Here is a 22,251-nt window from a genome sequence, read left to right on the forward strand (position 1 = left end):
GTACCGGTGCCCCCGGCAGTCCCGGTGCCCCCGGCAGTCCCGGTGCCCCCGGCAGTCCCGGTGCCCCCGGCAGTCCCGGTGCCCCCGGCAGTCCCGGTGCCCCCGGCAGTCCCGGTGCCCCCGGCATCCTGCCGGTAACCGGTAGCGGCCTGGTCCCGGCCCTGACGGGCACGGGAAGTGCCATGGTCGCCTTGGGCGGGGTCATGTTCTTCCTCTCCCGGCGTCGAACACGCAACTCCTGATCGGCGGCCCGGCCGGTGACCTGCCGGCCGGGCCCCTCCAGATACGCCAGCCCGGCTATGCAGGACGCGGCAATCTCCGAGAGGTCCTCTTGTCCCGATGTCCCGGAATTTGGGAACGGAGATGGGAGGATCTGCCGATCTTGGAGGCCACTCCAGGGACACCCCCGCCATCCCGTCTACCGTCGGCCCGCCACCTGTGGGAGCGGGCAGCCGCCCGGTGCGCCACGTCAATCGACCCTTGACGAAACGAACGGACGCTGGCGCGCCGGGCGGTGGTCTGCTGGGCCTGCTCGGGTCGATGGCAGGCGGGATGGCTCCGCGCAACCACCCACGAACCCCGCCCCCGCCGACGCAGCCCCGGCCATCCTGCAGCCGGAGCGCCCCCGCCGGAGGAGCACTAACCGCAACCCCGCGCCGTGCCGCAGCTTGCCGACGCGGACCGGATGCGCTCCCCTAGGCCCGCGCGGGTCTTGGCCGCGCAGGCCGGCCGGCTGCCGGTCCACCACCTCATCCATCAACGGCGATGCCGAAGCCTCCGCTGACGATCGCCTGGCCGAGCAGCTTGCCTTTGGCGGACAGTCCGTCGGAGTTGCGCCGGCGCACTTTGAGGAAGTCGTCGAAGAAGCCGACCACGCCGCAGAAGACGAACAGCCCGAGCAGCACCAGGGCCGTCATCGTCGGCCCCTCCTGCGCGATCTGCCGCTCAGGCAGGGTCATCAGGGCGATGTGCCCGGCCACGTACGCGAAGACGGTGGCCACGATGAAGACGACGCCGCCCATCGTGGGCCTGCCGTGCTTGCCCTGGTTGCTGGCGAGCCCGATGGATCGGATCGGCTGGCCTGCCTTAAGCGCGGTAAAGACGCGAACCGCCACCGGCGTGCCGAACAGGGAGATGATGAACGCGACCGCGGCCGCGACGATGACCGCCCTCACGGGCGAACCTCCACGAGATCCGGATTTCTCACGGCGTCCCCACCGACCTGCCAGATCAGCGCCTGACGTATCGACCTGAGCTGGCGGTGCAGATAGTCCTTCGCGAAGTCACGGATCATGAGAGATGAGCTTGCCATCCGACGGTGAGCGGAGCAGCCCTGGACCTCATAGCGCCGTGGTCCGTAAACTCGCCGACGCGCATCCGAGGACGATCTTGCAGGGCCAAGCCCGCTTGACCCGCTGGAGGAGTCCGGAGGTGTTGCTTGGGGGCCCTGAGCTGCGACCCAGAGCCCCCATATACGACCGTTACCCAGTCCACGCGTTGAGCCAAGCAAGCGGTCCGTCGAACCGGGCTTGCCGCTTTCCGCGCCAGCCGCCGGGCGTCAGGCGTGACGGCCGCAGAGCGACAGCGGCAGCGGCCGGCGCGCGCCCAGGCGGCGGCGCGTGCGGCCCGTCAAGGGCCGCCTTGAGGCACCGCTATGCAACCTGGCTGGTGTCCGGCGGCGTCCCTGTCAACATCGTCCAAGCGGTGATGGGCCACGAACAGGCGTCGACCACGCTCAACCGCTACACGCACACGCCGGCTGACTTTCACGAGTCGGTACGCAGGGTCTTCGGCGGCTCTGCTGGCGATTCGCTGACGACCAAAGACGATCCTCGATCCGGCGGGAAGCCGGCTGAGGATGAAAACAGGCCATGAGCAGGCCGGATGGTGTGGTGGAGCCCAGGGGACTTGAACCCCTAACCCCTGCCTTGCAAAGGCAGTGCTCTGCCAGTTGAGCTAGGGCCCCGAGGGCGGTCGCAGCCGCCTGGTGCTGGCAGTGACCGGCGGGTCAGCGCAGGTCGGGCGCGGTGGTGGCCTCATGCCAGAGGGCGCGCTCGTCGTTGGAAGCCTTGACCTTCTTGGCAACCAGGGCGGCCACGCCGACGACACCGGCCAGGAAAAGAAGCTTCTTGAACATGGGGCGACCCCTCGCGCTCGACTGCCGTCGGAACGGTGTGTGGTGGGGCTAGCTGGAATCGAACCAGCGACCTCAGAGTTATCAGCTCTGCGCTCTAACCGACTGAGCTATAGCCCCGCGTGGCGACGAGCAAGGTTAACCCATCGCCACGTCCGGCCCCAAATCGGGGTGGTCGTGGCGCCCGCGCCACTTGTGACCGTACCCGGACCGGCCACGCGGCGGCGACCGCTTTCCCCGGCGTACCCCCGCCCCGAGATCAACTCCGGTTGCGACGCGTGCCGTTTCAGCTCGCCGGGAGACCGCGACATGCCGCAGAGCGCGTGCGCAAAGCGGCGCGGGGCCGGGGCAAGAGGCCTGGGCACGACGACGCCGGGGCGACCGCGGTTGGCGGTGCCCCGGCGTCGTACGTCGGAGATCAGTCGCGCTCGGCGAGCGTCAGCTCGATCCCGCCGACCAGGTCGGCGCAGACGTTGTAGACGAACGCGCCGAGGGTGGCCAGCGCGGTGAACAGGACGACGTTGACCAGGCCGATCAGCGCCGAGCTGAGGATCACGCCCCGGGCGGTGATCTGGAAACCGCTGGTGCTCTGCCCACCGCCGGCGCTGACCAGGTCGGTCAGGCTGTCGTTGACGCTCTGGAAGACCCCCATCGCGTCCAGGGCCAGGTAGAGCACCGAGGTGGCGACCACCACCACGATGAAGAGCACCACCGAGACGGCGAACGCGAACTTCATCACGGACCACGGGTCGATCCGCTTGAGGTTCAGCCGGGCCCGGCGCGGTCCGCGGGACGCGGCCGAGCTGACCGAGGTACGCGCGGCACGTACCGCGTCACCCACGCGCGCGGCCCCGACGGCGGCCGCGCCGCTGATGCCCGGCGGCAGGCCGCCCCCGTTGGCGGGGCGGGCGGTGCCGGCCGGACGACCGCCGTCGGGCGACGGCCTGGTCGCGCCGCCCACCTTCGGTTGGGTGCCGGTGCTGGACGGGGACGTGGCGGCGCCTGCCTTGATCGGCTGGGTCGTGTTGCTCGACGCGACCGGGGCGCCGACCGACGCGGCGGCGGACGTCGGGGCGTTGGTCCCCGGTGCCTCGGCCGCCTCGCTCGCCCCCGAGTCCTCCCCGGGCTTGTCCGGCGGCGGTGTCATGCCGGGGGCCCGGGTGAACTTCGGGGCAGGCGCGTCGGCGGGGACGGTCGCCCGACCCACGGCGGCGCGGCCGGCCGCGGATGTGCCGCTCTTGGCGGCCTCCTCGTCGACCGGGGTGGCCGAGGTCCCCTTGTTCCCCGACTTCGCCTGTGTCTCCGTCATTCAACTAGTCCTGTTCGTCAGGCTCGTCGGCATTGCGAGCAATCGCCACGATAGTCACGCCGTCCGGGAGGTCCATCAGCTTGACCCCCATTGTGTTCCGGTCACGCGTACGGCGTACAGGCTTCACCGGAGTCCGGATGACGCCGCCGTTGCTGGTGATCGCGAACAGCTCGTCCTCCGGGTCGATCACGACCGCGCCGACCAGACCACCGCGTCGCTCGGTGATCTTCGCAGTCAGCACGCCCTTACCTCCCCGGCCCTGGACCGGGTATTCCTCGATCGGGGTACGTTTCGCGTATCCCCCGTTCGTGGCCACCAGAACGTCCAGGCCTTCCCGAACAACCTCCATGGCCAGCAGGACGTCGTCGTCGGTGAAGCGCATGCCGATCACGCCCGTGGTCGCCCGCCCCATCGGCCGCAGCGCCTCGTCGGTGGCGTTGAACCGGATCGCCTGCGCCTTCTTCGAGACCATCAGCAGGTCGTCGGTGGGCGCGACGAGGGCAGCACCGACCAGCTCGTCCTCATCGCGGAGGTTGATCGCGATGATGCCGCCGGACCGTGGGGAGTCGAACTCCTCGAGCCGCGTCTTCTTCACCAGCCCGTTCTTCGTGGCCAGTACCAGGTAGGGAGCCACCTGGTAGTTCGGGATTTCGATGATCTGCGCGATCTGCTCGTCCGGTTGGAAGGCGAGCAGGTTGGCCACGTGCTGGCCCTTGGCCACCCTACTGGCTTCCGGCAACTCGTACGCCTTGGCCCGGTAGACACGACCCTTGTTCGTCAAGAACAGGATCCAGTCGTGAGTGGAGCATACGAAGAAGTGGCTGACGATGTCGTCCTGCCGCAACGTGGCGCCGCTGACGCCCTTGCCGCCGCGCCGCTGCGAGCGGTACAGGTCGACCTTGGTGCGCTTGGCGTACCCCGTGCGGGTGATGGTGACCACCACGTCCTCGCGGGCGATCAGGTCCTCCATCGAGACCTCGCCCTCGAACGGCACGATCTTCGTACGCCGGTCGTCGCCCCACTTCGCGACGATCTCGCCGAGCTCCTCCGAGACGATCTTCCGCTGCCGCTCCGGCTTGGCGAGGATGTCCTTGAGGTCGGCAATCTCGATCTCGAGCTTGGTGAGGTCGTCGATGATCCGCTGACGCTCCAGGGCGGCCAGGCGGCGCAGCTGCATGTCCAGGATCGCGGTCGCCTGGATCTCATCGATCTCCAGCAGCCGGATCAGGCCCTGCCGGGCGTCGTCGACGGTGGGCGAGCGCCGGATCAGGGCGATCACCTCGTCGAGCGCGTCCAGGGCCTTGGCCAGACCGCGCAAAATGTGCGCCCGCTCCTCGGCCTTACGCAGCCGGAACGCGGTCCGCCGGCGGATCACGTCGATCTGGTGCTCGACGTAGTAGCGGAGGAACTGGGCCAGGTTCAGCGTGCGCGGCACCCCGTCGACCAGGGCCAGCATGTTGGCGCCGAAGGTCTCCTGGAGCTGGGTGTGCTTGTAGAGGTTGTTCAGCACCACCTTGGCGACCGCGTCGCGCTTGAGCACGAGCACGATCCGCATGCCGGTACGCCCGGAGGACTCGTCCCGGATGTCGGCGATGCCGGCGAGCTTGCCCTCCTTGATCAGCTCGGCGATCCGCTCGGCCAGGTTGTCCGGGTTGACCTGGTAGGGCAGCTCGCTGACCACCAGGCAGGGACGGCCGCGCTTGTCCTCCTCGACCTCGACCACGGCGCGCATCCGGATCGAGCCGCGCCCGGTCCGGTACGCGTCCTGGATCGCCTGGGTGCCGACGATCAGGCCGTGGGTGGGGAAGTCCGGGCCCTTGACGATCTCCAGCAGCGCGTCGAGGGTGGTGGCCTCGTCCTCGTCGGGGTTCTCCAGGCACCACTGCACCGCCGCGCCGATCTCGCGCAGGTTGTGCGGCGGGATCTTGGTGGCCATGCCGACCGCGATGCCCTCGGATCCGTTGACGAGCAGGTTGGGGATCCGGGACGGCAGGATGGTGGGCTCCTTGGCCCGGCCGTCGTAGTTGTCCTGGAGGTCGACGGTGTCCTCGTCGATGTCCCGCAGCATCTCCATGGCCAGCGGGTCGAGCTTGCATTCCGTATATCTCATGGCCGCCGCCGGATCGTTTCCGGGCGAACCGAAGTTGCCGTTGCCGTCGACCAGCGGGTACCGCAGCGACCAGGGCTGCGCCATCCGGACCAGCGCGTCGTAGATCGCCGAGTCGCCGTGCGGGTGGAACTGGCCCATCACGTCACCGACGACCCGGGAGCACTTCACGTAGCCGCGGTCCGGCCGGTATCCGGAGTCGAACATGGCGTAGAGGATCTTGCGGTGGACCGGCTTGAGCCCGTCCCGGACGTCCGGCAGGGCCCGCCCGACGATGACGCTCATGGCGTAGTCGAGATACGAGCGCTGCATCTCGACCTCGAGGCCGACCGGCTCGATCCGATCGTGCGCCACGACCGCCGCAAGTGTCTCCGGGGTCTCCGGCTCGTTCGGGGTGGACTCGGGAGTATCGGTCACTGTTAACCCTTATCAGACTCAGAGTCGTTTTCGTGCTGTGGATAACGGCTGTGGAAACCGGCCAAGCTGTGGATAACTCTGTGGACCGGCGGGTCGGCCGGGGAATTCCCGGCCGACCCACGCGGCGCCGTCAGATGTCGAGGAACCGCACGTCCTTGGCGTTGCGCTGGATGAACGAGCGGCGCGCCTCGACGTCCTCACCCATCAGCACGCTGAACAGCTCGTCGGCGGTCGCGGCGTCGTCGAGCGTGACCTGGCGCAGGGTACGGGTGGCCGGGTTCATCGTGGTCTCCCACAGCTCGGGGTAGTTCATCTCGCCGAGACCCTTGAACCGCTGGATGTCGTCCGGCCGGGCGTTGGCCTTCTTCTGCTGGCGCAACGCGATCAGCCCGTCCCGCTCCCGGTCCGAGTACGCGTACTGGGCGTCGTCGCCCCGCTTGTTCCACTTGATCTTGTAGAGCGGCGGGGCGGCCAGGTAGACGTGGCCCAGCTCGACCAGCGGCCGCATGAAGCGGAAGAGCAGGGTGAGCAGCAGCGTCTGGATGTGCTGGCCGTCGACGTCCGCGTCGGCCATCAGCACCACCTTGTGGTACCGCAGCTTCTCCATGTCGAAGTCGTCGTGGATGCCCGTGCCCAGCGCGGTGATCAGCGCCTGGACCTCGTTGTTCTTCAGCACCCGGTCGATCCGGGCCTTCTCCACGTTGAGGATCTTGCCGCGGATCGGCAGGATCGCCTGGGTACGCGGGTCGCGCCCCTGCTTGGCCGAGCCACCGGCCGAGTCACCCTCGACGATGAAGACCTCGGACTCGCGCGGGTCGGTGGACTGGCAGTCGGCCAGCTTGCCCGGCATCGAGCCGGACTCCAGCAGCGACTTGCGTCGGGCCAGCTTGCGTGCCTGCTGGGCGGCGATCCGGGCCCGGGCCGCCTGGGAGGCCTTCTGAATGATCGTCTTGGCCTCGGCCGGGTTCCGGTCGAACCAGTCGACCAGCCACTCGTTGCAGACCCGCTGCACGAAGCTCTTCACCGGCGTGTTGCCCAGCTTGGTCTTGGTCTGGCCCTCGAACTGCGGGTTGGCCAGCTTGACCGAGATGATCGCGGCCAGCCCCTCCCGGATGTCCTCGCCGGAGAGCTTCTCGTCGCCCTTGAGCAGCTTCTTGTCCGCGCCGTAGCGGTTGACGACGCTGGTCAGCGCGGCCCGGAAGCCCTCCTCGTGGGTGCCGCCCTCGTGGGTGTTGATCGTGTTGGCGAAGGTGTAGACCGACTCGCCGTACGACTCGTTCCACTGCATGGCGATCTCGACCGACATGCCGTCCTCCTCGGCCCCGAACTCGACCACGGTGCGGTGGATCGGGTTCTTGGAGGCGTTGAGGTGCCGGACGAAGTCGGCGATGCCGCCCTTGTAACAGAAGGTGACCTCGCGCGGCTTACCCTCCTCGCCCTCCTGGACCCGCTCGTCGAGCAGGTGGATGGAGAGGCCGCGGTTGAGGAAGGCCATCTCCTGCAGGCGCCGGTAGATGGTCTGGAAGTCGAAGTCGACGGTCTCGAAGACGTCCGGGTCCGGCCAGAAGGAGACCGCCGAGCCGGTGGTGTCGGTGGTCTCGCCCTTCTCCAGCGGGCCCGGCTTGGAGTTGCGGTACTGCTGCCGCCAGACGAAGCCGGACTTGTGGATCTCCACCGCCATCCTGGTGGAGAGGGCGTTGACCACGGAGACGCCGACGCCGTGCAGGCCGCCGGAGACCGCGTACGCCTTGCCGTCGAACTTGCCGCCCGCGTGCAGCACGGTGAGCGCGACCTCGACACCCGGCTTCTTCAGCTTCGGGTGCAGGTCGACCGGGAAGCCACGGCCGTTGTCGGTGACCCGGACCCCGCCGTCCGCCTGCAGCACCACGTCGATGGTGTCGCAGTGGCCGGCCAGCGCCTCGTCCACGGCGTTGTCCACGACCTCCCACACGAGGTGGTGCAGACCGCGCTCGCCGGTCGACCCGATGTACATACCGGGCCGCTTGCGGACCGCCTCGAGCCCCTCGAGGACGGTGATCGACTCGGCGCCGTACTCCTGCTTGTCCTGCGCTGCCACCCTCGGCCACTTTCTCGCGCCGGCCGCGCCAGGGCGCGGGGGCGCGGGTTCGGCGGACAGGACGCGACGTCGACGCACGGACCGCCCCGGGAACTCCAGGTCACGGATCGCGTACGCCGGTCGCCGCGGTTGCCCGCGGATCGCGATCGGCTCGACCCGACGCAGGACTTCGACCAAGGGCGCTGGGCCCCGGGTCCGTCGCTCCGCGTCGGGTGTTCGTCTCGGCGTCAATACTACTGTGCGCGAACGACAGAGACGCCACTCGGCACCCCCTTCGCGGCGTCTGAGACCTCCGTAGCGGGCCGAATCGCGCTGTCCACGACTCCCCCTACACGCCAAGGGGGAATCGGGGGCGGCATTGCCACGGAATCGGGCCGGGCCGGTGGCCGGTCGGGGGTCGCGCGCAGGGCGGCCGTACCGTAGCTTTGCGGCGCCACGGGTGCTCGTCTTGATCTTTTCCATCCGCTACCGGGACGATCGACCCGATCGATCCGACACGTGCTCACAAGGGGTGACGCCAGATGGGGCTGGACAATGTCGCGGTGCACTGGCCGCGGACCGGCCGCTTCTACGATCCGGTCGCACCGGCCGAGTTCGTCGACTTCGGGGAGATCGCGGACATTCCACGCATCTCCGCGCCGACCGCGGCGCTCGCCGAACACATCGCCAAAACCGGGACGGTCCGGGCAACCGCCTACACCGAACTGGTCGACCTGATCCTCGGACTGGAGAATGTGCTCTACGCCACTGATGCCGCCGTCGAGGACGAGGACCCGGTGATCGACCCGGACGGGTGTTCCTGGATCGCCGGCGGGGTGGAGAAGTTCGTCGCCCAGCACCGGCCGTTCGGCGAGGCGGTCACCTTCGAGTCGGTCAGCGAGGTGCTCCGCTCCCTGCTGGCCGACGGGCGGCTCGCCGAACAGCAGCTGCGCTGGCTGGACAGCCGGCTCGACGCGCTGCGCGACGAGAGCGGCGACCCGCCGCAGTGGAATTTCACCTGCGCCGAACTGGGCGTGCTGGCCACCTTCTACCGCCGCTGCGCGGACCGCGGCTTCGCCGTCTACGCCACCGCCTGACCCCGACCCCGGCTCCGTCAACCGGACGGGGCCGGGGTCGCCGGCGCCATCACCGGGCCGTCGGCCCCGGTGGAGCGGGGGCGGCCGTCGCGGCGCGGTTGGCGGCGTCGATCACCCCGGTCAGCATGGTGTGCAGCTGCCGCAGTTCCTCGATCGGCATTCCGAGCCGTGCCACGATCGCCGGCGGGATCCGCTCGGCCCGGGCACGCAGCGCCTGGCCCTCGGCGGTGAGCGTGACGGCGAGGCTCCGCTCGTCCGTCGTGTCCCGCTCGCGCCGCACGTAGCCTGCGGCCTCCAGTCGCTTGAGCAGGGGCGACAGCGTGCCGGGGTCGAGCTGGAGCAGACGGCTGAGCTCCCGGACCGACAGCGGCGCCTGCTGCCACAGCGCGAGCATGACCAGATATTGCGGGTGGGTCAGCCCCATCGGTTCCAGCAGCGGACGGTAGACGGCGACGACCCCGCGCGCGGCGACGGAGAGCGCAAAACACACCTGCTGCTCCAACGCCAGCGGATCCCCGTCGAACTGGTCACGCACCGATCGGCCTCCTCGTGGTCATTGCTATCGTACCAACGATTGGTGTACCAATCATTGGAGCACAAAACATGTGACCGCACGCCGAGGAAGAGGTCGGGCGCGAGATGAGCGAGGCGAACCGGAAGCAGAAGGCCCCCGGCGAGGGCGGCAGGCTCTGGGCCTGGGCCTACAAGTACCTGGCCGGCCCGGCCGAGGGGGTGCAGGGCGCCGTGCAGGGCGGTTCGACGCAGGCCCGCGAACTGTGGAAGCAGGACCTGGAGAACCGCAAGCGCTGGAGCCGTGAGCAGCGGGAACGCAAGCGCGCCGAGCGGGAGGCCCGACGCGCCGAGCGGTGACCCCGCCTCAGCCGTAGGTGTCGCGAGGTCCCCGGCCCCGGACCCGCCGCGGGCCCTTGGACCAGGACGGCGCCGCCGGGCCGTGGATGTGCAGCTTGCGCACCACGTTGTGGCCCACCTCGCCGGCGATCCGCTTGAGCAGCGACCCGGCCAGCAGCCGCAGCTGGGTGGCCCAGGCCGTCGACCGCGCCTCCACGGTCAGCTCGCCGTCCTCCAGCTTCACCGGGCGGCTGTGCTGGGCGATCTCCGACCCGACAACCTTCTCCCAGGCGCCGAAGACAGTCGCCTCGGCGGCCGGCTGCTGCCAGCCGCGCGCCTTCATCAACCGTTCCAGCACCACGCCGAGCGGCTGCGGGTCACGCGGGTCCGGTCCGGGCCCGGAGTAGCCGCGCAGCCGCCGCTCGCCACCGCCGTCGCCGCCGACCGCGCTCCTGCGGCGGGTCTTCGCCGCCGCGTCCCGGCGGGCCTTCGCCGCGTCCAGCACCGCCCGCGCCAGCTCCGGCCCGGACCCACCCGCGCCGGGCGCGGCGTCCGCACCGGCACCCGCCGGCCGCCCCGCGTCGCCGTTCCCGGCTCCCCGCCCACCGGGCCCGGCGTCCGCGCCGGCACCGGCCGCGCGGGCGGCGGCACCGCCCGCGTCGGTTCCGGCCCCCTCAGGGGTACGCGCACCGCGCCGGCCGCCCGAGGTGGCGCGGCTCGGGCCACCCGTCCGGCGAATCGGCTGACCGCCCTCGCCGGCGCGCTCCGGTTCAGTCGACACGTCGCACCGTCCCCTCGCCCACCACGTACCGGATGCCGCGCAGCGCCGCCGGCACGTCGTCGTCGACCGCGCAGGTCACCAGGAGCTGACCGGCCCCACCCACCAGCTCCGCCAGCCGCTCCCGCCGGCCCGCGTCCAGCTCGGCGAAGACGTCGTCCAGCACCAGCACCGGCTCGATGCCGTCGGCGCGCAGCAGGTCGTACCCGGCCAGCCGCAGCGCCAGCGCGTACGACCAGGACTCGCCGTGGCTGGCGTACCCCTTGGCGGGCAGCGGGCCGAGGGTGAGGCTGAGCTCGTCGCGGTGCGGGCCGACCAGCGTCGTGCCGCGTTCGATCTCGGCCGACCGGGCCTCGGCCAGCGCGGCGGTCAACGCCTCGGCCAGCGCCGAGCGGTCGGTGGTCGGCTCGGCCAGCTCCAGCGACGGCCGGTACGCGATACCCGCCGCGCCCCGGCCCGCCGCCACCGCGTCGTACGCCTTCGTCACGTGCGGGGCCAGCGCGGCGACCAGTTCCAGCCGGCCGGCCAGCAGCTCGGCGCCGTGCCGGGCCAGGTGGGTGTCCCAGACCGCCAGGGTGGACAGGTCCCCGCCACGCGACCCGCCCGTCTTGCGGGCCAGGTACGCGGTGCGCAGCAGGGCGTTGCGCTGCTTGACCACCCGCTCGTAGTCGGCGCGCACCCCGGCGTACCGGGGCTGCCGGAGGACCAGCAGGTCGTCCAGGTAGCGGCGGCGCTCGGCCGGGTCACCCCGGACGAGTTCCAGGTCCTCCGGGGCGAAGAGCACCAGCCGCAGCGCGCCGAGCACGTCCCGGGCCCGCCGGGCGGGTGAGCGGCCCAGCCGGGCCCGGTTGGCCTTGCCGGGGACGATCTCCAGCTCGACCAGGAGTTCCCGCCCCTCGTGCACCACCGCACAGCGGATCACCGCCGAGGCGGCGCCCATCCGGACGAGGGGGGCGTCCGTGGCGACCCGGTGCGAGTCCAGGGTCGCCACGTAGCCCAGCGCCTCGACCAGGTTGGTCTTGCCGACGCCGTTGGCGCCGATCAGGACGTTCGGCCCCGGCTCCAGGTCGACGCCGACCCGCTCGTACGAGCGGAAGTCGACCAGTTCGAGCCGGCGGACGTACACAGGTGCGTGGCTACCGGTCAGCGCTTGCGGACGGCGTGGCCGCCGAACTGCTGGCGCAGCGCGGCGACGGCCTTCATCGCGGGCGAGTCGTCCTGGCGGGAGGCGAACCGGGCGAAGAGCGAGGCGGTGATGACGTTCAGCGGCACCGCGAGCCGGACCGCCTCGTCGACCGTCCAGCGGCCCTCGCCGGTGTCCTCGGTGTAGCCGCTCAGCTCGGCCAGCTCCGGGTCCTCTTCCAGGGCCAGGTCGAGCAGGTCGAGCAGCCAGGAGCGGACCACGGTGCCCTCGCGCCAGGACTTGAACACGCCCGGCACGTTGGTCACCAGTTCCGACTTCGCCAGCAGCTCGTAGCCCTCGGCGTAGGCGTGCATCAGGCCGTACTCGATGCCGTTGTGCACCATCTTGGCGTAGTGACCGGCGCCGACCGGACCGGCGTGCACGAAGCCGAACTCGCCCGCCGGCTTGAGCGCCTCGAAGATCGGCATCAGCCGCTCCACGTGCTCCTTGGCGCCACCGATCATCAGGGCGTACCCGTTATGCCGGCCCCAGACGCCGCCGGAGACGCCGGCGTCCAGGTAGCCGATGCCCCGCTCGGCCAGCCGCTCCGCACGGGGGGCGTCGTCGCTGAAACGCGAGTTGCCGCCGTCGATGATGATGTCGCCTTCGCCCAGCACGCCGGCGAGCTCGTCGATGGTCGTGTCGGTGACACCGGCCGGGACCATCACCCAGACCGCGCGGGGCGACTCCAGCTTCTCGGCCAGCGCCGCCAGGCTCGCGACGTCGCTCAGCTCCGCGTTGTGGTCGAAGCCGACCACCTCGTGCCCGGCGGCGCGCAACCGCTCGCGCATGTTGCCGCCCATCCGGCCGAGTCCTACCAGGCCGAGCTGCATCTGCTCCTACCTCCGTGCGTCTGGGTCTGCTGGGGCTGCGATCAGCGGGACACGCGGATCGGCATGATGAGGTACCGGTACCCCGGGATGACCTCGCCATCCTCCCCGGCGGGGGACATCACCGCCGGCTTGAAGGCGTCAACGAACTTCAGCAGCGCGAACTGGGCGCCCAGGTTGGCCAGGCCGTCGATCAGGTACTGCGGGTTGAAACCGATGGTCAGCGGCTCGCCGGTGAAGGTGGCCTCCATCGCCTCGCTGGCCCGCGCCTCCTCGGTGCCACCCGCCTCGACCACCAGGCCGTCGGAGCTGAAGCTCAGCAGCACCGGGGTGGTCCGCTCGGCGACCAGGGCGACCCGCTTGACCACCTCGATCAGCGTGCTGACCGGTATCCGCGCCTCGGCGTTGTGGGCGGCCGGGAAGAGCGAGCGCACCGGCGGGTAGTTCGCCCCGTCGAGCAGCCGGCTGGTGGTACGCCGGGTGCCGCCCGCGAAGCCGATCATGCCCTCGCCGGCCCCGCCCTGGGAGAGAGCCATGGTGACCTGGCCACCGAGCGGGCCGAGCGCCTTGGCGGTGTCGTGCAGGGTGCGCGCCGGCACCAGTGCGTTGATGCTGATCTCGGCGTCGTCCGGGTTCCACTCCATCTCGCGCAGCGCGAGACGGTACCGGTCGGTGGCGAGCATCGCCAGCGTGCCGCCGGAGAGCTCCAGCCGAACGCCGGTCATCATCGGCAGCGTTTCGTCCCGGCCGGCGGCCACGGCCACCTGCGCGACGGCGGCGGCGAAGGCGGCCGCGTCGACGATGCCGGCGCTCTCCGGCATCTCCGGCAGGGCCGGGTAGTCCTCCACCGGCATGGTCGGCAGGGTGAACCGGGCGCTGCCGCAGACGAGCTCCAGGTGGGCCCCGACCGCGGCAATGTCCACCGGCTTGGCCGGCAGTGCCTTGGTGATCTCGGCGAGCAGACGGCCGGAGACGAGGGCGGCGCCGTCGGCGTCCCCCTGCACCTCGACGGTCACCTGGCTGGAGACCTCGTAGTCGAAGCCGGAAACCTGCAGGTTGCCGTCGGTGACCCGGAGCATCACCCCGGCGAGCACCGGTACGGACGGCCGGTTGGGAAGGCTCTTCGCGGTCCACGCCACCGCTTCGGCGAGCGCGTCGCGCTCCACTCGGAACTTCATCAATGCCTCCGCGTCGACGTCAGCGACAACTCTCTCATGCCGACCGCTGCCCACCGCCCCGCCCGACCGTGCGGGTACCCATCGCACCTTAGGGCGCGTGGGCATCGGCTGTGCGCCCGACCCCGTGGATCCAGGTGCCGGAGCGACTGCCGACGGCAGCGTTCCGGCCCGATCCACAGGAAGTCCAACGGTGATGATTGGTTTTTGTTGTCTAGAAGAGATAACTCATCGTCTTCATCGCACCTGTGCAAACTGTGGAGAACTCGCGTCAGCCCAGGTCAGACAGGTTATCCACCGGTGGGTTGGCTGTGGAGAACCGGGGGGTAAACCCGGGTGCCGGTCCACAGCCCGGCCCGGTCCCCAGGTTGTCCACGGTTGTCCCCAGGTTGTCCACGGGTAATCCACCGGGTTTCTCCCCAGTGCTGTGGACACCGCCGGCGGCTGCGGACCGCGTTGTCCCCAGAACCTTCAACAGCCCGTACACAGGTCGACCGTCGTCGGTGGACAACCCGACCGTCGTCCCCAGGCGTCCACAGCATCGTCCCCAGGGTTTGTCCACAGTCTGTGGGTAACCGGGTGCGGACGCTGCGTGGTTTTCCACAGACTGTGGAACAGGGGATGTGGACAACCGGGTCGTCCTGTGGATGAACACGGCGCCGATTCTGGGCCCTCGACCCGGTGCAGGGTCAACCGTCGGTTCTCCACAGGCACGAAAACGCCCGGCCGATCTCGGCCGGGCGGGTCTCCGTACTGCTGGTCCGGCGCGCGCCGGCGTGGCGTACGCCTCAGGTGTTCTGCTTGATCCGGTTGGTCAGCTCGGCGATCTGGTTGTAGAGCGAGCGGCGCTCCGCCATCTGCTGGCGGATCTTCCGGTCGGCGTGCATCACGGTGGTGTGGTCCCGGCCACCGAATGCCTGCCCGATCCGGGGCAGCGACAGGTCGGTCAGCTCCCGGCACAGGTACATGGCGACCTGGCGGGCGTTGACCAGCACCCGGGAGCGGGAGTGGCCACGCAGGTCCTCCAGGCTCACCCCGAAGTAGTCAGCGGTGGAGACCATGATCTGGTCGGCGGTGATCTCCGGCCCGGCGCCGTCCGGGATGAAGTCCCGCAGCACCTCCTCGGCCAGCGACAGCTCGACGTTCGACCGGGTGAGGCTGGCGAACGCGGTGACCCGGATCAGTGCGCCCTCCAGCTCCCGGATCGAGTTCGACACCCGGGAGGCGATGAACTCCAGCACGTCCGGCGGGGCGTACAGCCGCTCCTGGGCCGCCTTCTTCTGCAGGATCGCGATCCGGGTCTCCAGGTCCGGCGGCTGGATGTCGGCGAGCAGGCCCCACTCGAACCGGGTCCGCAGCCGGTCCTCCAGCGTTGCCAGCTGCTTTGGCGAGCGGTCGGAGGTGATCACGATCTGCTTGTTGGCGTTGTGCAGGGTGTTGAAGGTGTGGAAGAACTCCTCCTGCGTCCGCTCGCGGTTCTCCAGGAACTGGATGTCGTCGATCAGCAGAATGTCGACATCGCGGTAGCGGCGCTGGAACGCGCTGGTCTTGTCGTCGCGCAGCGAGTTGATGAAGTCGTTGGTGAACTCCTCGGTCGAGACGTACCGGACCGAGCGGGCGTTGCCCAACGTGGTGGCGTAGTGCCCGATGGCGTGCAGCAGGTGGGTTTTGCCCAGCCCGGAGCTGCCGTAGATGAACAGCGGGTTGTACGCCTTCGCCGGTGACTCGGCCACCGCGACGCTCGCCGCGTGCGCGAACCGGTTCGACGAGCCGATGACGAACGTCTCGAACATGTACTTCGGGTTGAGCCGGTTGCCGCCGCTGTCCCCGCCCCCCGGGCGGCGGTCGTCCCGCCCGCCGGGGCGGTGGTCCGCGCCGGCCCGGCCGGGGCCGCTGTCCGTACCGCCGTCGCGAAGCAGGCCGCGCGGACCGTGCGGGTCGCGCGGCAGCCCGGCCTCGCCCCGGTACGCGGGCTCGTAGCCGCGCCCGTCGACCCCCGGCCCGTCGGGCAGGGCGCGCTCCTCGAAGCCGCGTCGTTCGGGGCCGGGACCGCCGCCCCGCAGCGGCTCGGCGAACGCGGCGCCGAAGAGGGTGTCCTGGCCACCGTCCCGGCTGGCCGGGATGCGCCCCGCACGGTGGCCGTCGTGCGCCGCCGGCGCGACCGGCTGCTCCGCCTCGGCGGGCTGCTCCGGATAGGCCGGCGGCAGGTCCGGGAACGCGGGCGGGCCCGCGGCGAAGTCGTCCGCGGGAACGTCGAGCCCGAGCTGCGCGGGTTCGGGGCCGCTGCGGTAGACGGTGCCGGCGGGGCGGCCGGCGGCGTCCTCGGCGACCCGTACGGTGACCGCGACCTGGATCGGCCGGCCCAGCCGGCGGGTGAGCGCCTCGGTGATGGCCGGGCGGAGCCGTGACTCGATCACGTCCCGGGTGAAGGCGTCCGGGACGGAGAGCAGCGCGGTGTCCTCGACGATCGCCCGCAGCCGGGTCAGCCGCAGGTACGCGCGTTGCTGCGCGGAGATGATCTCGTCGGCGAGTTCGTCCGTCGCCGCGGTCCACACCGCGGCAAGGTCGGTCGTACCGGCCACCGTCGTGCCACCCCCTCGCCTCTGCTCCCGGCCGCCGCTGTGGTCCAGTCGGCCGTTCCGGGCCCGCCACCGCGTTCGAGCGGGTGGTACCTCACCCCACCGGGCGGCTGACCGACCGGCATCCACAAGTTATCCACAGCCTGTGTGTACCGACCGATTGTGCCGCCCGTCGTGCGCGGGTCGGACCTGCCCCCCTGGTCGGGCGAGGACGTTGAGCGGGTTCACCGTGCCGAACGATTGACTGCCGTGTCCGGTCTTGCCTGCCAGCCACAACCCGGACTACCGACGCTGACCGCAATCGGGCACGGTAACAGCGACGGCGGGACACCATCAACCGCCGACGCTCCGGCCGCTTGTCGGCATCAGTGAAAACCCCCGGTTCGGTCGTCCGGCCGCCCTGCTCGTGCCTCCGGTGACCTGTTTGACGGTCATTGCCCCCCTGCGTAGGCTGGAGCGGCTGCTCTGTCGCCCTCTGCTAGGGTGATGGGTGCTTGCTGTCCGCGGTCGCTTCCCCGCATCGCCGAGGTCCCGCGTCGCCGGGCAGCACCGATCGGGGGCCACCGCCGAGGTGGCCTGGACCACCACACGACCCCGGCGATCCCGCGCCGTGGACGTACGAAAACGGAGAGCCTGACGTGAGCAAGCGCACCTACCAGCCGAACAACCGCCGACGCGCGAAGACCCACGGCTTCCGGCTGCGCATGCGCACCCGTGCCGGCCGCGCCATCATCTCGACCCGCCGCGCCAAGGGCCGCACCCGCCTGTCGGCCTGAGCCGACCGGGTCCGGTCCGGGGGACGTGGGTAGTCGTGCTGACGGCCGCACAGCGACTGCGGCGCAGCAACGACTTCGCCGCAGCGGTCAGGGGTGGCCGACGCGCCGGGCGAGGCGCGGTCGTCGTCCATCTGACCGTGCCGGTCACCCCCGAACCCGCCGCGACAACCTCGCCGGAGCCGGCGCGGGCCAGTGGCACGGAGACGATCTCCGTGCCGACCCGCGCCGGCTTCGTCGTGTCCAAGGCAGTCGGCCCCGCCGTGGTCCGCAACAAGGTCCGGCGCCGGCTGCGGCACCTGGTCCGCGAGCGCCTGGCCGCGCTGCCCGAGGGAAGCACCCTGGTGGTACGCGCGCTGCCCGCCGCGGCCGAGGCGTCCTACCTCCGGCTGGGTGCCGACCTGGACGCGGCGATCGCCGCCGCCCGGGCACCCCGGGGCCGGCGGTCCCGATGAGCACCGGATCCGCCGGTTCGCGTCCGACCAGCATGGGTGCCCGGATGCTGATTGGCCCCATCGTCGCGTACCGTCGTTGGATAAGCCCGGCGTTGCCGGCCCGCTGTCGGTTCTACCCGTCGTGCAGTGCGTACGCCCTGGAGGCGGTGGCCCGACACGGCGCGCTCCGGGGAGCCGGCCTGACGGTCCTGCGGCTGTCGCGCTGCCACCCTTTCCACCCAGGTGGACATGACCCGGTGCCGGAGCCGGGCGGCCGCCGCCGTGCCGACGTGACTGGAGCCTGAGAATTGTTCAGTCTTGACTGGATCTACTACGCGATCTCGTGGATCCTGCTGACCTGGCACTCGGCCTGGGACGCCATCGGGGTGCCGGTCGACTCGGTCCTCGGCACGAACTGGGCCTGGATCCTCGCCATCGTCTTCCTGGTGGTCACCGTCCGGGTGATCCTGTTCCCGGTCTTCGTCAAGCAGATCAAGTCGCAGCGGGCGATGCAGGCGCTTCAGCCCAAGGTCAAGGAGCTGCAGGAGAAGCACAAGGGTGACCGGGAGACGCTCCAGAAGGAGATGATGGAGCTCTACCGGAAGGAAAAGGCCAACCCGCTGATGGGCTGCCTTCCGATGTTCCTCCAGATCCCGGTCTTCCTCGGCCTCTTCCACGTGCTGCGTCGCCTCGACCCGGCCAAGTTGAACAAGACCCTCTACGGCTGGACGGTTGACCAGTTCGACAGCGCCTCCAGCGCGAAGATCTTCACCGCCCCGATCGCCGGCAAGTTCGGCTCGACCGCCGACGAGCTGGCCCGCCTCGGCGCCAACGGCACCACCGTGAAGATCATTGCCGGCGTCCTGGTGCTGGTCATGATGGGCACCACCTATCTGACCAGCCGCCAGATGATCCTCAAGACCGGCTGGGCGGAGGACCCGCAGCAGCGGATGGTGCAGCGACTGATGCTCTACGGCATCCCCCTGTCGCTGCTGATCTCCGGCTCGATCTTCCCGATCGGTGTGATCATCTACTGGGTCACCAACAACCTCTTCACGCTCGGCCAGCAGCAGTGGGTGCTGCGCAAGTTCCCGCCGCTGGTGACCAACCCCAAGGCCGGCAGCACGGCGTCCCGCGGCCCGGCGCAGCCGGCGAAGATCGGCGGCTTCCTCAACCGTGCCAAGCCGGCCGCGCAGGTGCCGGCCAAGCCCACCGCGCCGAAGGTCGCCGGGCCGAAGCCGGGCGCGAAGCCGACCAACCCGAAGAAGGGCCGGCCCGCCAAGCGGCAGGGCTGACCCACCGGGCCGCCGTCGGGGACCACCTGCGGCGGCCTTCCGGCACCGCGCAGCCGCCGTACGGCCGGCGCCGGGCCGGAACCCGCCGCGCCTGGCGCGGTCACGGGCGAGACTGCCCGTACAGACGTGCCCGTGGGCACCGGCCATCTCCCGCCGGGCACCCCCCGGGAAACCAGCGGACCCGACGGTCCGGCCGAGTGAGTACGGAGATGACACCGTGACCGACACCAGCATTCCCAGCGCGGAGCAGTCCGTGGACGAGGAGACCGTGCCGACCGCCGCGACCGGTGACGGCGAGCCCGAGGAGACCGAGGAGACCGAGACCGAGGCGGGCGCCCCGAAGAAGGCCGTCGGCGAGAGCGAGCTGTTCCGGCAGAGCGAGATCGCCGCGGACTACGTCGAGGGCCTGCTCGACATCCTCGACTACGACGGCGACATCGACGAGCTCGTCTCCGGCGGACGCCCGGTCGTCGAGGTGGTCGGTGCGCGGCTGCAGAATCTGGTTGGCCAGCGCGGCGCCACCCTGGAGGCACTCCAGGAGCTGGCCCGGCTCGCGGTGTTCCGGCAGACCGGTACGCCCAGCCGCCTGCTGCTCGACGTCGGCGGCTACCGTGCCACCCGGCGCAAGGAACTCGCCGCCGTGGCCAAGAACGCGGTGGAGAAGGTCAAGGAGCACGGCGAGCCGGTCCGGCTGGAGCCGATGTCGGCGTTCGAGCGTAAGTGCGTGCACGACGTGGTCAACGCCATGAACGGTGTGGAGAGCGAGTCCGAGGGTGTCGAGCCGAACCGGCGCATCATCGTCCGGCCGGCGGACTGACCGGGTGACCCACGACGACGTCACGGCCGAGGCCGTGTCCGGCCCGGGTGGTACGCCGCCCGGGCCGTCGCCTGTCCGCCCCGTCCCCTCCCCGGAGGACGCCGTGCTGCCGGCCGAACTGGCCCCGGCCGCCCAGGCGCTCTTCGGTGACCGGCTGGACCTGGCGGCCGCGTACGCCGAGCTGCTCGCCACCGACGGGGTGGTGCGCGGCCTGATCGGCCCGCGGGAAGCACCCCGGGTCTGGGACCGGCACCTGCTCAACTGCGCTGCCGTCGCCGAGCGCATCCCGGAGGGCGCGAGCGTCATCGACGTCGGCTCCGGTGCCGGGCTGCCCGGGCTGGTGCTGGCGATCGCCCGCCCCGACCTGCACGTGACCCTGGTCGAGCCGCTGGCCCGGCGTACCTCCTTCCTCATCGAGGCGGTGCAGCAGCTCGGGCTGGCCAAGATGGTCCGGGTGTTCCGTGGCCGGGCCGACGAGGCGGCATCGGGCGCGACCGGCACCGGCCCGCTCACTGCGGACGTGGTGACCGCGCGAGCGGTCGCGCCGCTGGACCGGCTCTCCGGCTGGTGCCTGCCGCTTGCCGTGCCCGGTGGCCGGTTGATCGCCTTGAAGGGGTCCTCTGCCGCCGATGAGATTGCGGAGCACGCCGAGGCCGTCGATCGCCTCGGCGGTGGCGAGCCGACCGTGCACCTCTGCGGGGTCGGGCTCATCGATCCGCCCACCACCGTGGTGGAGATCGTGCGTGAGCGGGTGGTCCGGCCGCCGGCCGCGAAGAAGGCGCCGAAGCGCTCGCGCGGCGGACGCAAGCGCGCTCGCTGACTCCGGGCGGGTAATTCGGGCGTGTCGTGAGGGCCCGGCGGACAACCGAGATGGACCCGCCGCGCCCGTCCCCCGTAGGCTGGCCGCGCGTCGATAGTGTGGAGCGGGCGGGCGTCGGGCGCACCGGGTCCCGACCGCTCCCGCCGGGCCGTACGCGCTGCGACGCGAGCGCGCGTGCGGCCTGATTGACGGGATGCGGACCGACCATCCGGAGCGGGCAGGGATGACAGGTGCATGACGACGGCAGGTACGACGATCCACGGGTGAGACGCCCGGAGGGCCTTCCCTCCGGCGCGGACCCTGTTTCACGTGAAACCGACCACGAGTCCTGGCCGACCGGTGGCCAGCCGGGCCCCGCCGGCCCACCGGACTGCGACCCGGTGGTACGCCGGGACGTGCCCGGGGTCGGTGCGGCGCATCCGTCGCCCGAGTCGTACGTTCCCCCGCCGTCCATCGCGGACGACGCGGGCCGGCCGGTCAACGCGCCCAGCGACCGCACCGCCCCGGTCCGCCGCAACTCCGGCGGGCCGTCCCGCTTCGAGACACCGGTCGGCGGCAACGTGCCGCCGGTACCGCAGCAGCCGCACCCGGGGGCGGTGCCGGACTCGATGTCCGTCACCCCGGACACGCCGGGGCCGGCGGCCGGGGGCGGGGCCACCGACCAGACCGCCGCCGCGTACGTTTCACGTGAAACCCCGACGCGCGAAGAGGATGACCCACCGTTGGCAATGGAGGCGATGCGCGCCGTGCAGATCCTTAATCCGAGTGGCGAGGTGACCATGCCTCGGCCCGAGCGGACCCGGGTCATGTGCGTCGCGAACCAGAAGGGCGGCGTGGGCAAGACCACGACCACGGTGAACCTGGCGGTGGCGCTCGCCCTGCACGGCAACCGGGTGCTGGTGGTCGACCTCGACCCGCAGGGCAACGCGTCGACCGGGCTCAACGTGCCGCACCACACCGGGGTGCCGGACGTCTACGACTGCCTGATCAACAGCGTGCCGCTGGAGGATGTTGCCCAGGAGGTCGAGGGCATCCCCAACCTGTGGTGCGTGCCGGCCACCATCGACCTGGCGGGCGCGGAGATCGAGCTGGTGTCCGTGGTCGCCCGGGAGTCCCGGCTCGCCCGGGCCATCGCCGCGTACCCGGGGCACTTCGACTACGTCTTCATCGACTGTCCGCCCTCGCTTGGCCTGCTGACGGTCAACGCCCTGGTGGCCGCGCTGGAGGTGCTGATCCCGATTCAGTGCGAGTACTACGCGCTGGAGGGCCTGAACCAGCTGATCAACAACATCAACCTGGTCCGCCAGCACCTCAACCCGAAGCTCGAGGTCTCCACGATTTTGCTCACCATGTACGACCGGCGTACCCGGCTGGCCGACGCGGTCGAGCAGGACGTCCGGAACCACTTCGGTGACAAGGTCCTCCAGGCGGTCATCCCGCGCAACGTCCGGGTCTCGGAGGCACCCAGCTACGGGCAGTCCGTGATGACCTACGATCCCGGTTCGCGGGGGGCGACGAGCTACTTCGAAGCCGCCCAGGAAATCGCCGAGCGTGGTGTCAAGGAGCCGGTGAGCCGGAATGCGTAGTGCGGACGAGTC

21 protein-coding genes, 2 tRNA genes and 1 pseudogene are annotated in these 22,251 nt (G+C 70.8%); 10 read left to right on the forward strand and 14 right to left on the reverse strand.

The features are described from left to right. Positions 1-764 precede the first annotated feature (764 nt). Together AB0I41_RS03275 and AB0I41_RS03280 are read right to left on the reverse strand one after the other, a co-directional pair. Positions 765-1,175, reverse strand: a pseudogene (locus AB0I41_RS03275) (phospho-N-acetylmuramoyl-pentapeptide-transferase); the annotation flags it as partial. Beyond that, positions 1,172-1,294, reverse strand: coding sequence for a hypothetical protein (locus AB0I41_RS03280; protein WP_357101302.1), 123 nt, complete (start codon positions 1,292-1,294; stop codon positions 1,172-1,174). The pseudogene AB0I41_RS03275 and the gene AB0I41_RS03280, both read right to left, overlap by 4 nt. 5 nt (positions 1,295-1,299) lie before the next feature. Here AB0I41_RS03280 and AB0I41_RS03285 point away from each other — a divergent pair, with 5 nt between their 5' ends. Then, a complete protein-coding gene (locus AB0I41_RS03285; RefSeq protein ID WP_357101304.1) occupies positions 1,300-1,875 on the forward strand; it encodes a tyrosine-type recombinase/integrase in 576 nt (191 codons plus the stop codon). A gap of 15 nt (positions 1,876-1,890) precedes the next feature. Here the strand turns inward: AB0I41_RS03285 and AB0I41_RS03290 are convergent. From AB0I41_RS03290 to gyrB, 6 genes are all read right to left on the reverse strand, one after another. After that, positions 1,891-1,966, reverse strand: a tRNA-Ala gene (locus tag AB0I41_RS03290). 42 nt (positions 1,967-2,008) lie between these two features. Beyond that, complete coding sequence (locus AB0I41_RS03295) at positions 2,009-2,137, reverse strand: DLW-39 family protein (RefSeq protein ID WP_357101306.1); 129 nt, start codon at positions 2,135-2,137, stop codon at positions 2,009-2,011. A gap of 40 nt (positions 2,138-2,177) precedes the next feature. Beyond that, positions 2,178-2,254, reverse strand: a tRNA-Ile gene (locus AB0I41_RS03300). 298 nt (positions 2,255-2,552) lie between these two features. Then, complete coding sequence (locus AB0I41_RS03305; RefSeq protein ID WP_357101308.1) at positions 2,553-3,443, reverse strand: DUF3566 domain-containing protein; 891 nt, start codon at positions 3,441-3,443, stop codon at positions 2,553-2,555. A 4-nt stretch (positions 3,444-3,447) separates the two neighbouring features. Then, positions 3,448-5,967 carry a DNA gyrase subunit A gene (gyrA, locus tag AB0I41_RS03310; protein ID WP_357101310.1) on the reverse strand — a complete coding sequence of 840 codons (2,520 nt, stop codon included), beginning with the start codon at positions 5,965-5,967 and terminating at the stop codon, positions 3,448-3,450. Positions 5,968-6,097: 130 nt separating this feature from the next. Further along, positions 6,098-8,044 (reverse strand): DNA topoisomerase (ATP-hydrolyzing) subunit B, encoded by a 1,947-nt coding sequence (gyrB, locus tag AB0I41_RS03315; RefSeq protein WP_357101312.1) that lies wholly within the window; start codon positions 8,042-8,044, stop codon positions 6,098-6,100. Between the two features lie 521 nt (positions 8,045-8,565). Between gyrB and AB0I41_RS03320 the strand changes: the two genes are divergently transcribed. Then, on the forward strand, positions 8,566-9,120 hold the full coding sequence (locus AB0I41_RS03320; protein ID WP_357101314.1) for a hypothetical protein: 555 nt from the start codon (positions 8,566-8,568) through the stop codon (positions 9,118-9,120). A gap of 49 nt (positions 9,121-9,169) precedes the next feature. On the opposite strand, the gene AB0I41_RS03325 is transcribed toward AB0I41_RS03320, so the two are convergent. Beyond that, complete coding sequence (locus AB0I41_RS03325) at positions 9,170-9,655, reverse strand: MarR family transcriptional regulator (RefSeq protein ID WP_357101316.1); 486 nt, start codon at positions 9,653-9,655, stop codon at positions 9,170-9,172. Between the two features lie 104 nt (positions 9,656-9,759). Between AB0I41_RS03325 and AB0I41_RS03330 the strand changes: the two genes are divergently transcribed. Then, complete coding sequence (locus tag AB0I41_RS03330) at positions 9,760-9,990, forward strand: hypothetical protein (protein ID WP_357101318.1); 231 nt, start codon at positions 9,760-9,762, stop codon at positions 9,988-9,990. 7 nt (positions 9,991-9,997) lie between these two features. Here AB0I41_RS03330 and AB0I41_RS03335 read toward each other — a convergent pair whose 3' ends face one another. The 5 genes from AB0I41_RS03335 to dnaA all read right to left on the reverse strand — a co-directional run bounded on the left by AB0I41_RS03335 (position 9,998) and on the right by dnaA (position 16,517). Then, positions 9,998-10,750 carry a DciA family protein gene (locus AB0I41_RS03335; protein ID WP_357101320.1) on the reverse strand — a complete coding sequence of 251 codons (753 nt, stop codon included), beginning with the start codon at positions 10,748-10,750 and terminating at the stop codon, positions 9,998-10,000. Then, on the reverse strand, positions 10,740-11,873 hold the full coding sequence (gene recF / locus AB0I41_RS03340) for a DNA replication/repair protein RecF (RefSeq protein WP_357101322.1): 1,134 nt from the start codon (positions 11,871-11,873) through the stop codon (positions 10,740-10,742). Before recF ends, AB0I41_RS03335 begins: the two co-directional genes overlap by 11 nt. A gap of 17 nt (positions 11,874-11,890) precedes the next feature. Further along, a complete protein-coding gene (gene gnd / locus AB0I41_RS03345; protein WP_357101324.1) occupies positions 11,891-12,763 on the reverse strand; it encodes a phosphogluconate dehydrogenase (NAD(+)-dependent, decarboxylating) in 873 nt (290 codons plus the stop codon). Positions 12,764-12,804: 41 nt separating this feature from the next. Beyond that, positions 12,805-13,938: a DNA polymerase III subunit beta gene (dnaN, locus tag AB0I41_RS03350; RefSeq protein ID WP_357101326.1), complete on the reverse strand. Its 1,134-nt coding sequence runs from the start codon at positions 13,936-13,938 to the stop codon at positions 12,805-12,807. 785 nt (positions 13,939-14,723) lie between these two features. After that, positions 14,724-16,517 (reverse strand): chromosomal replication initiator protein DnaA, encoded by a 1,794-nt coding sequence (dnaA, locus tag AB0I41_RS03355; RefSeq protein WP_357101328.1) that lies wholly within the window; start codon positions 16,515-16,517, stop codon positions 14,724-14,726. Between the two features lie 635 nt (positions 16,518-17,152). Here dnaA and rpmH point away from each other — a divergent pair. The 7 genes from rpmH (at position 17,153) to AB0I41_RS03390 (ending at position 22,239) form a co-directional block, all read left to right on the forward strand. Then, positions 17,153-17,290 carry a 50S ribosomal protein L34 gene (gene rpmH / locus AB0I41_RS03360; RefSeq protein ID WP_074478258.1) on the forward strand — a complete coding sequence of 46 codons (138 nt, stop codon included), beginning with the start codon at positions 17,153-17,155 and terminating at the stop codon, positions 17,288-17,290. Positions 17,291-17,325: 35 nt separating this feature from the next. After that, positions 17,326-17,742 (forward strand): ribonuclease P protein component, encoded by a 417-nt coding sequence (gene rnpA / locus AB0I41_RS03365; protein ID WP_357101330.1) that lies wholly within the window; start codon positions 17,326-17,328, stop codon positions 17,740-17,742. 44 nt (positions 17,743-17,786) lie between these two features. Then, positions 17,787-18,026: a membrane protein insertion efficiency factor YidD gene (yidD, locus tag AB0I41_RS03370; RefSeq protein ID WP_357101629.1), complete on the forward strand. Its 240-nt coding sequence runs from the start codon at positions 17,787-17,789 to the stop codon at positions 18,024-18,026. 3 nt (positions 18,027-18,029) lie between these two features. Then, entirely contained in the window at positions 18,030-19,016 is a 987-nt protein-coding gene (gene yidC / locus AB0I41_RS03375; RefSeq protein WP_357101332.1) for a membrane protein insertase YidC, read from the forward strand. Between the two features lie 217 nt (positions 19,017-19,233). Beyond that, positions 19,234-19,833 carry a R3H domain-containing nucleic acid-binding protein gene (locus tag AB0I41_RS03380; RefSeq protein WP_357101334.1) on the forward strand — a complete coding sequence of 200 codons (600 nt, stop codon included), beginning with the start codon at positions 19,234-19,236 and terminating at the stop codon, positions 19,831-19,833. A gap of 103 nt (positions 19,834-19,936) precedes the next feature. Beyond that, positions 19,937-20,653 carry a 16S rRNA (guanine(527)-N(7))-methyltransferase RsmG gene (gene rsmG / locus AB0I41_RS03385; protein ID WP_357101631.1) on the forward strand — a complete coding sequence of 239 codons (717 nt, stop codon included), beginning with the start codon at positions 19,937-19,939 and terminating at the stop codon, positions 20,651-20,653. Positions 20,654-21,105: 452 nt separating this feature from the next. Next, entirely contained in the window at positions 21,106-22,239 is a 1,134-nt protein-coding gene (locus AB0I41_RS03390; RefSeq protein WP_357101633.1) for a ParA family protein, read from the forward strand. Positions 22,240-22,251 lie beyond the last annotated feature (12 nt).

This window comes from Micromonospora sp. NPDC050200 (assembly GCF_040656135.1).
GTDB lineage: Bacteria > Actinomycetota > Actinomycetes > Mycobacteriales > Micromonosporaceae > Micromonospora.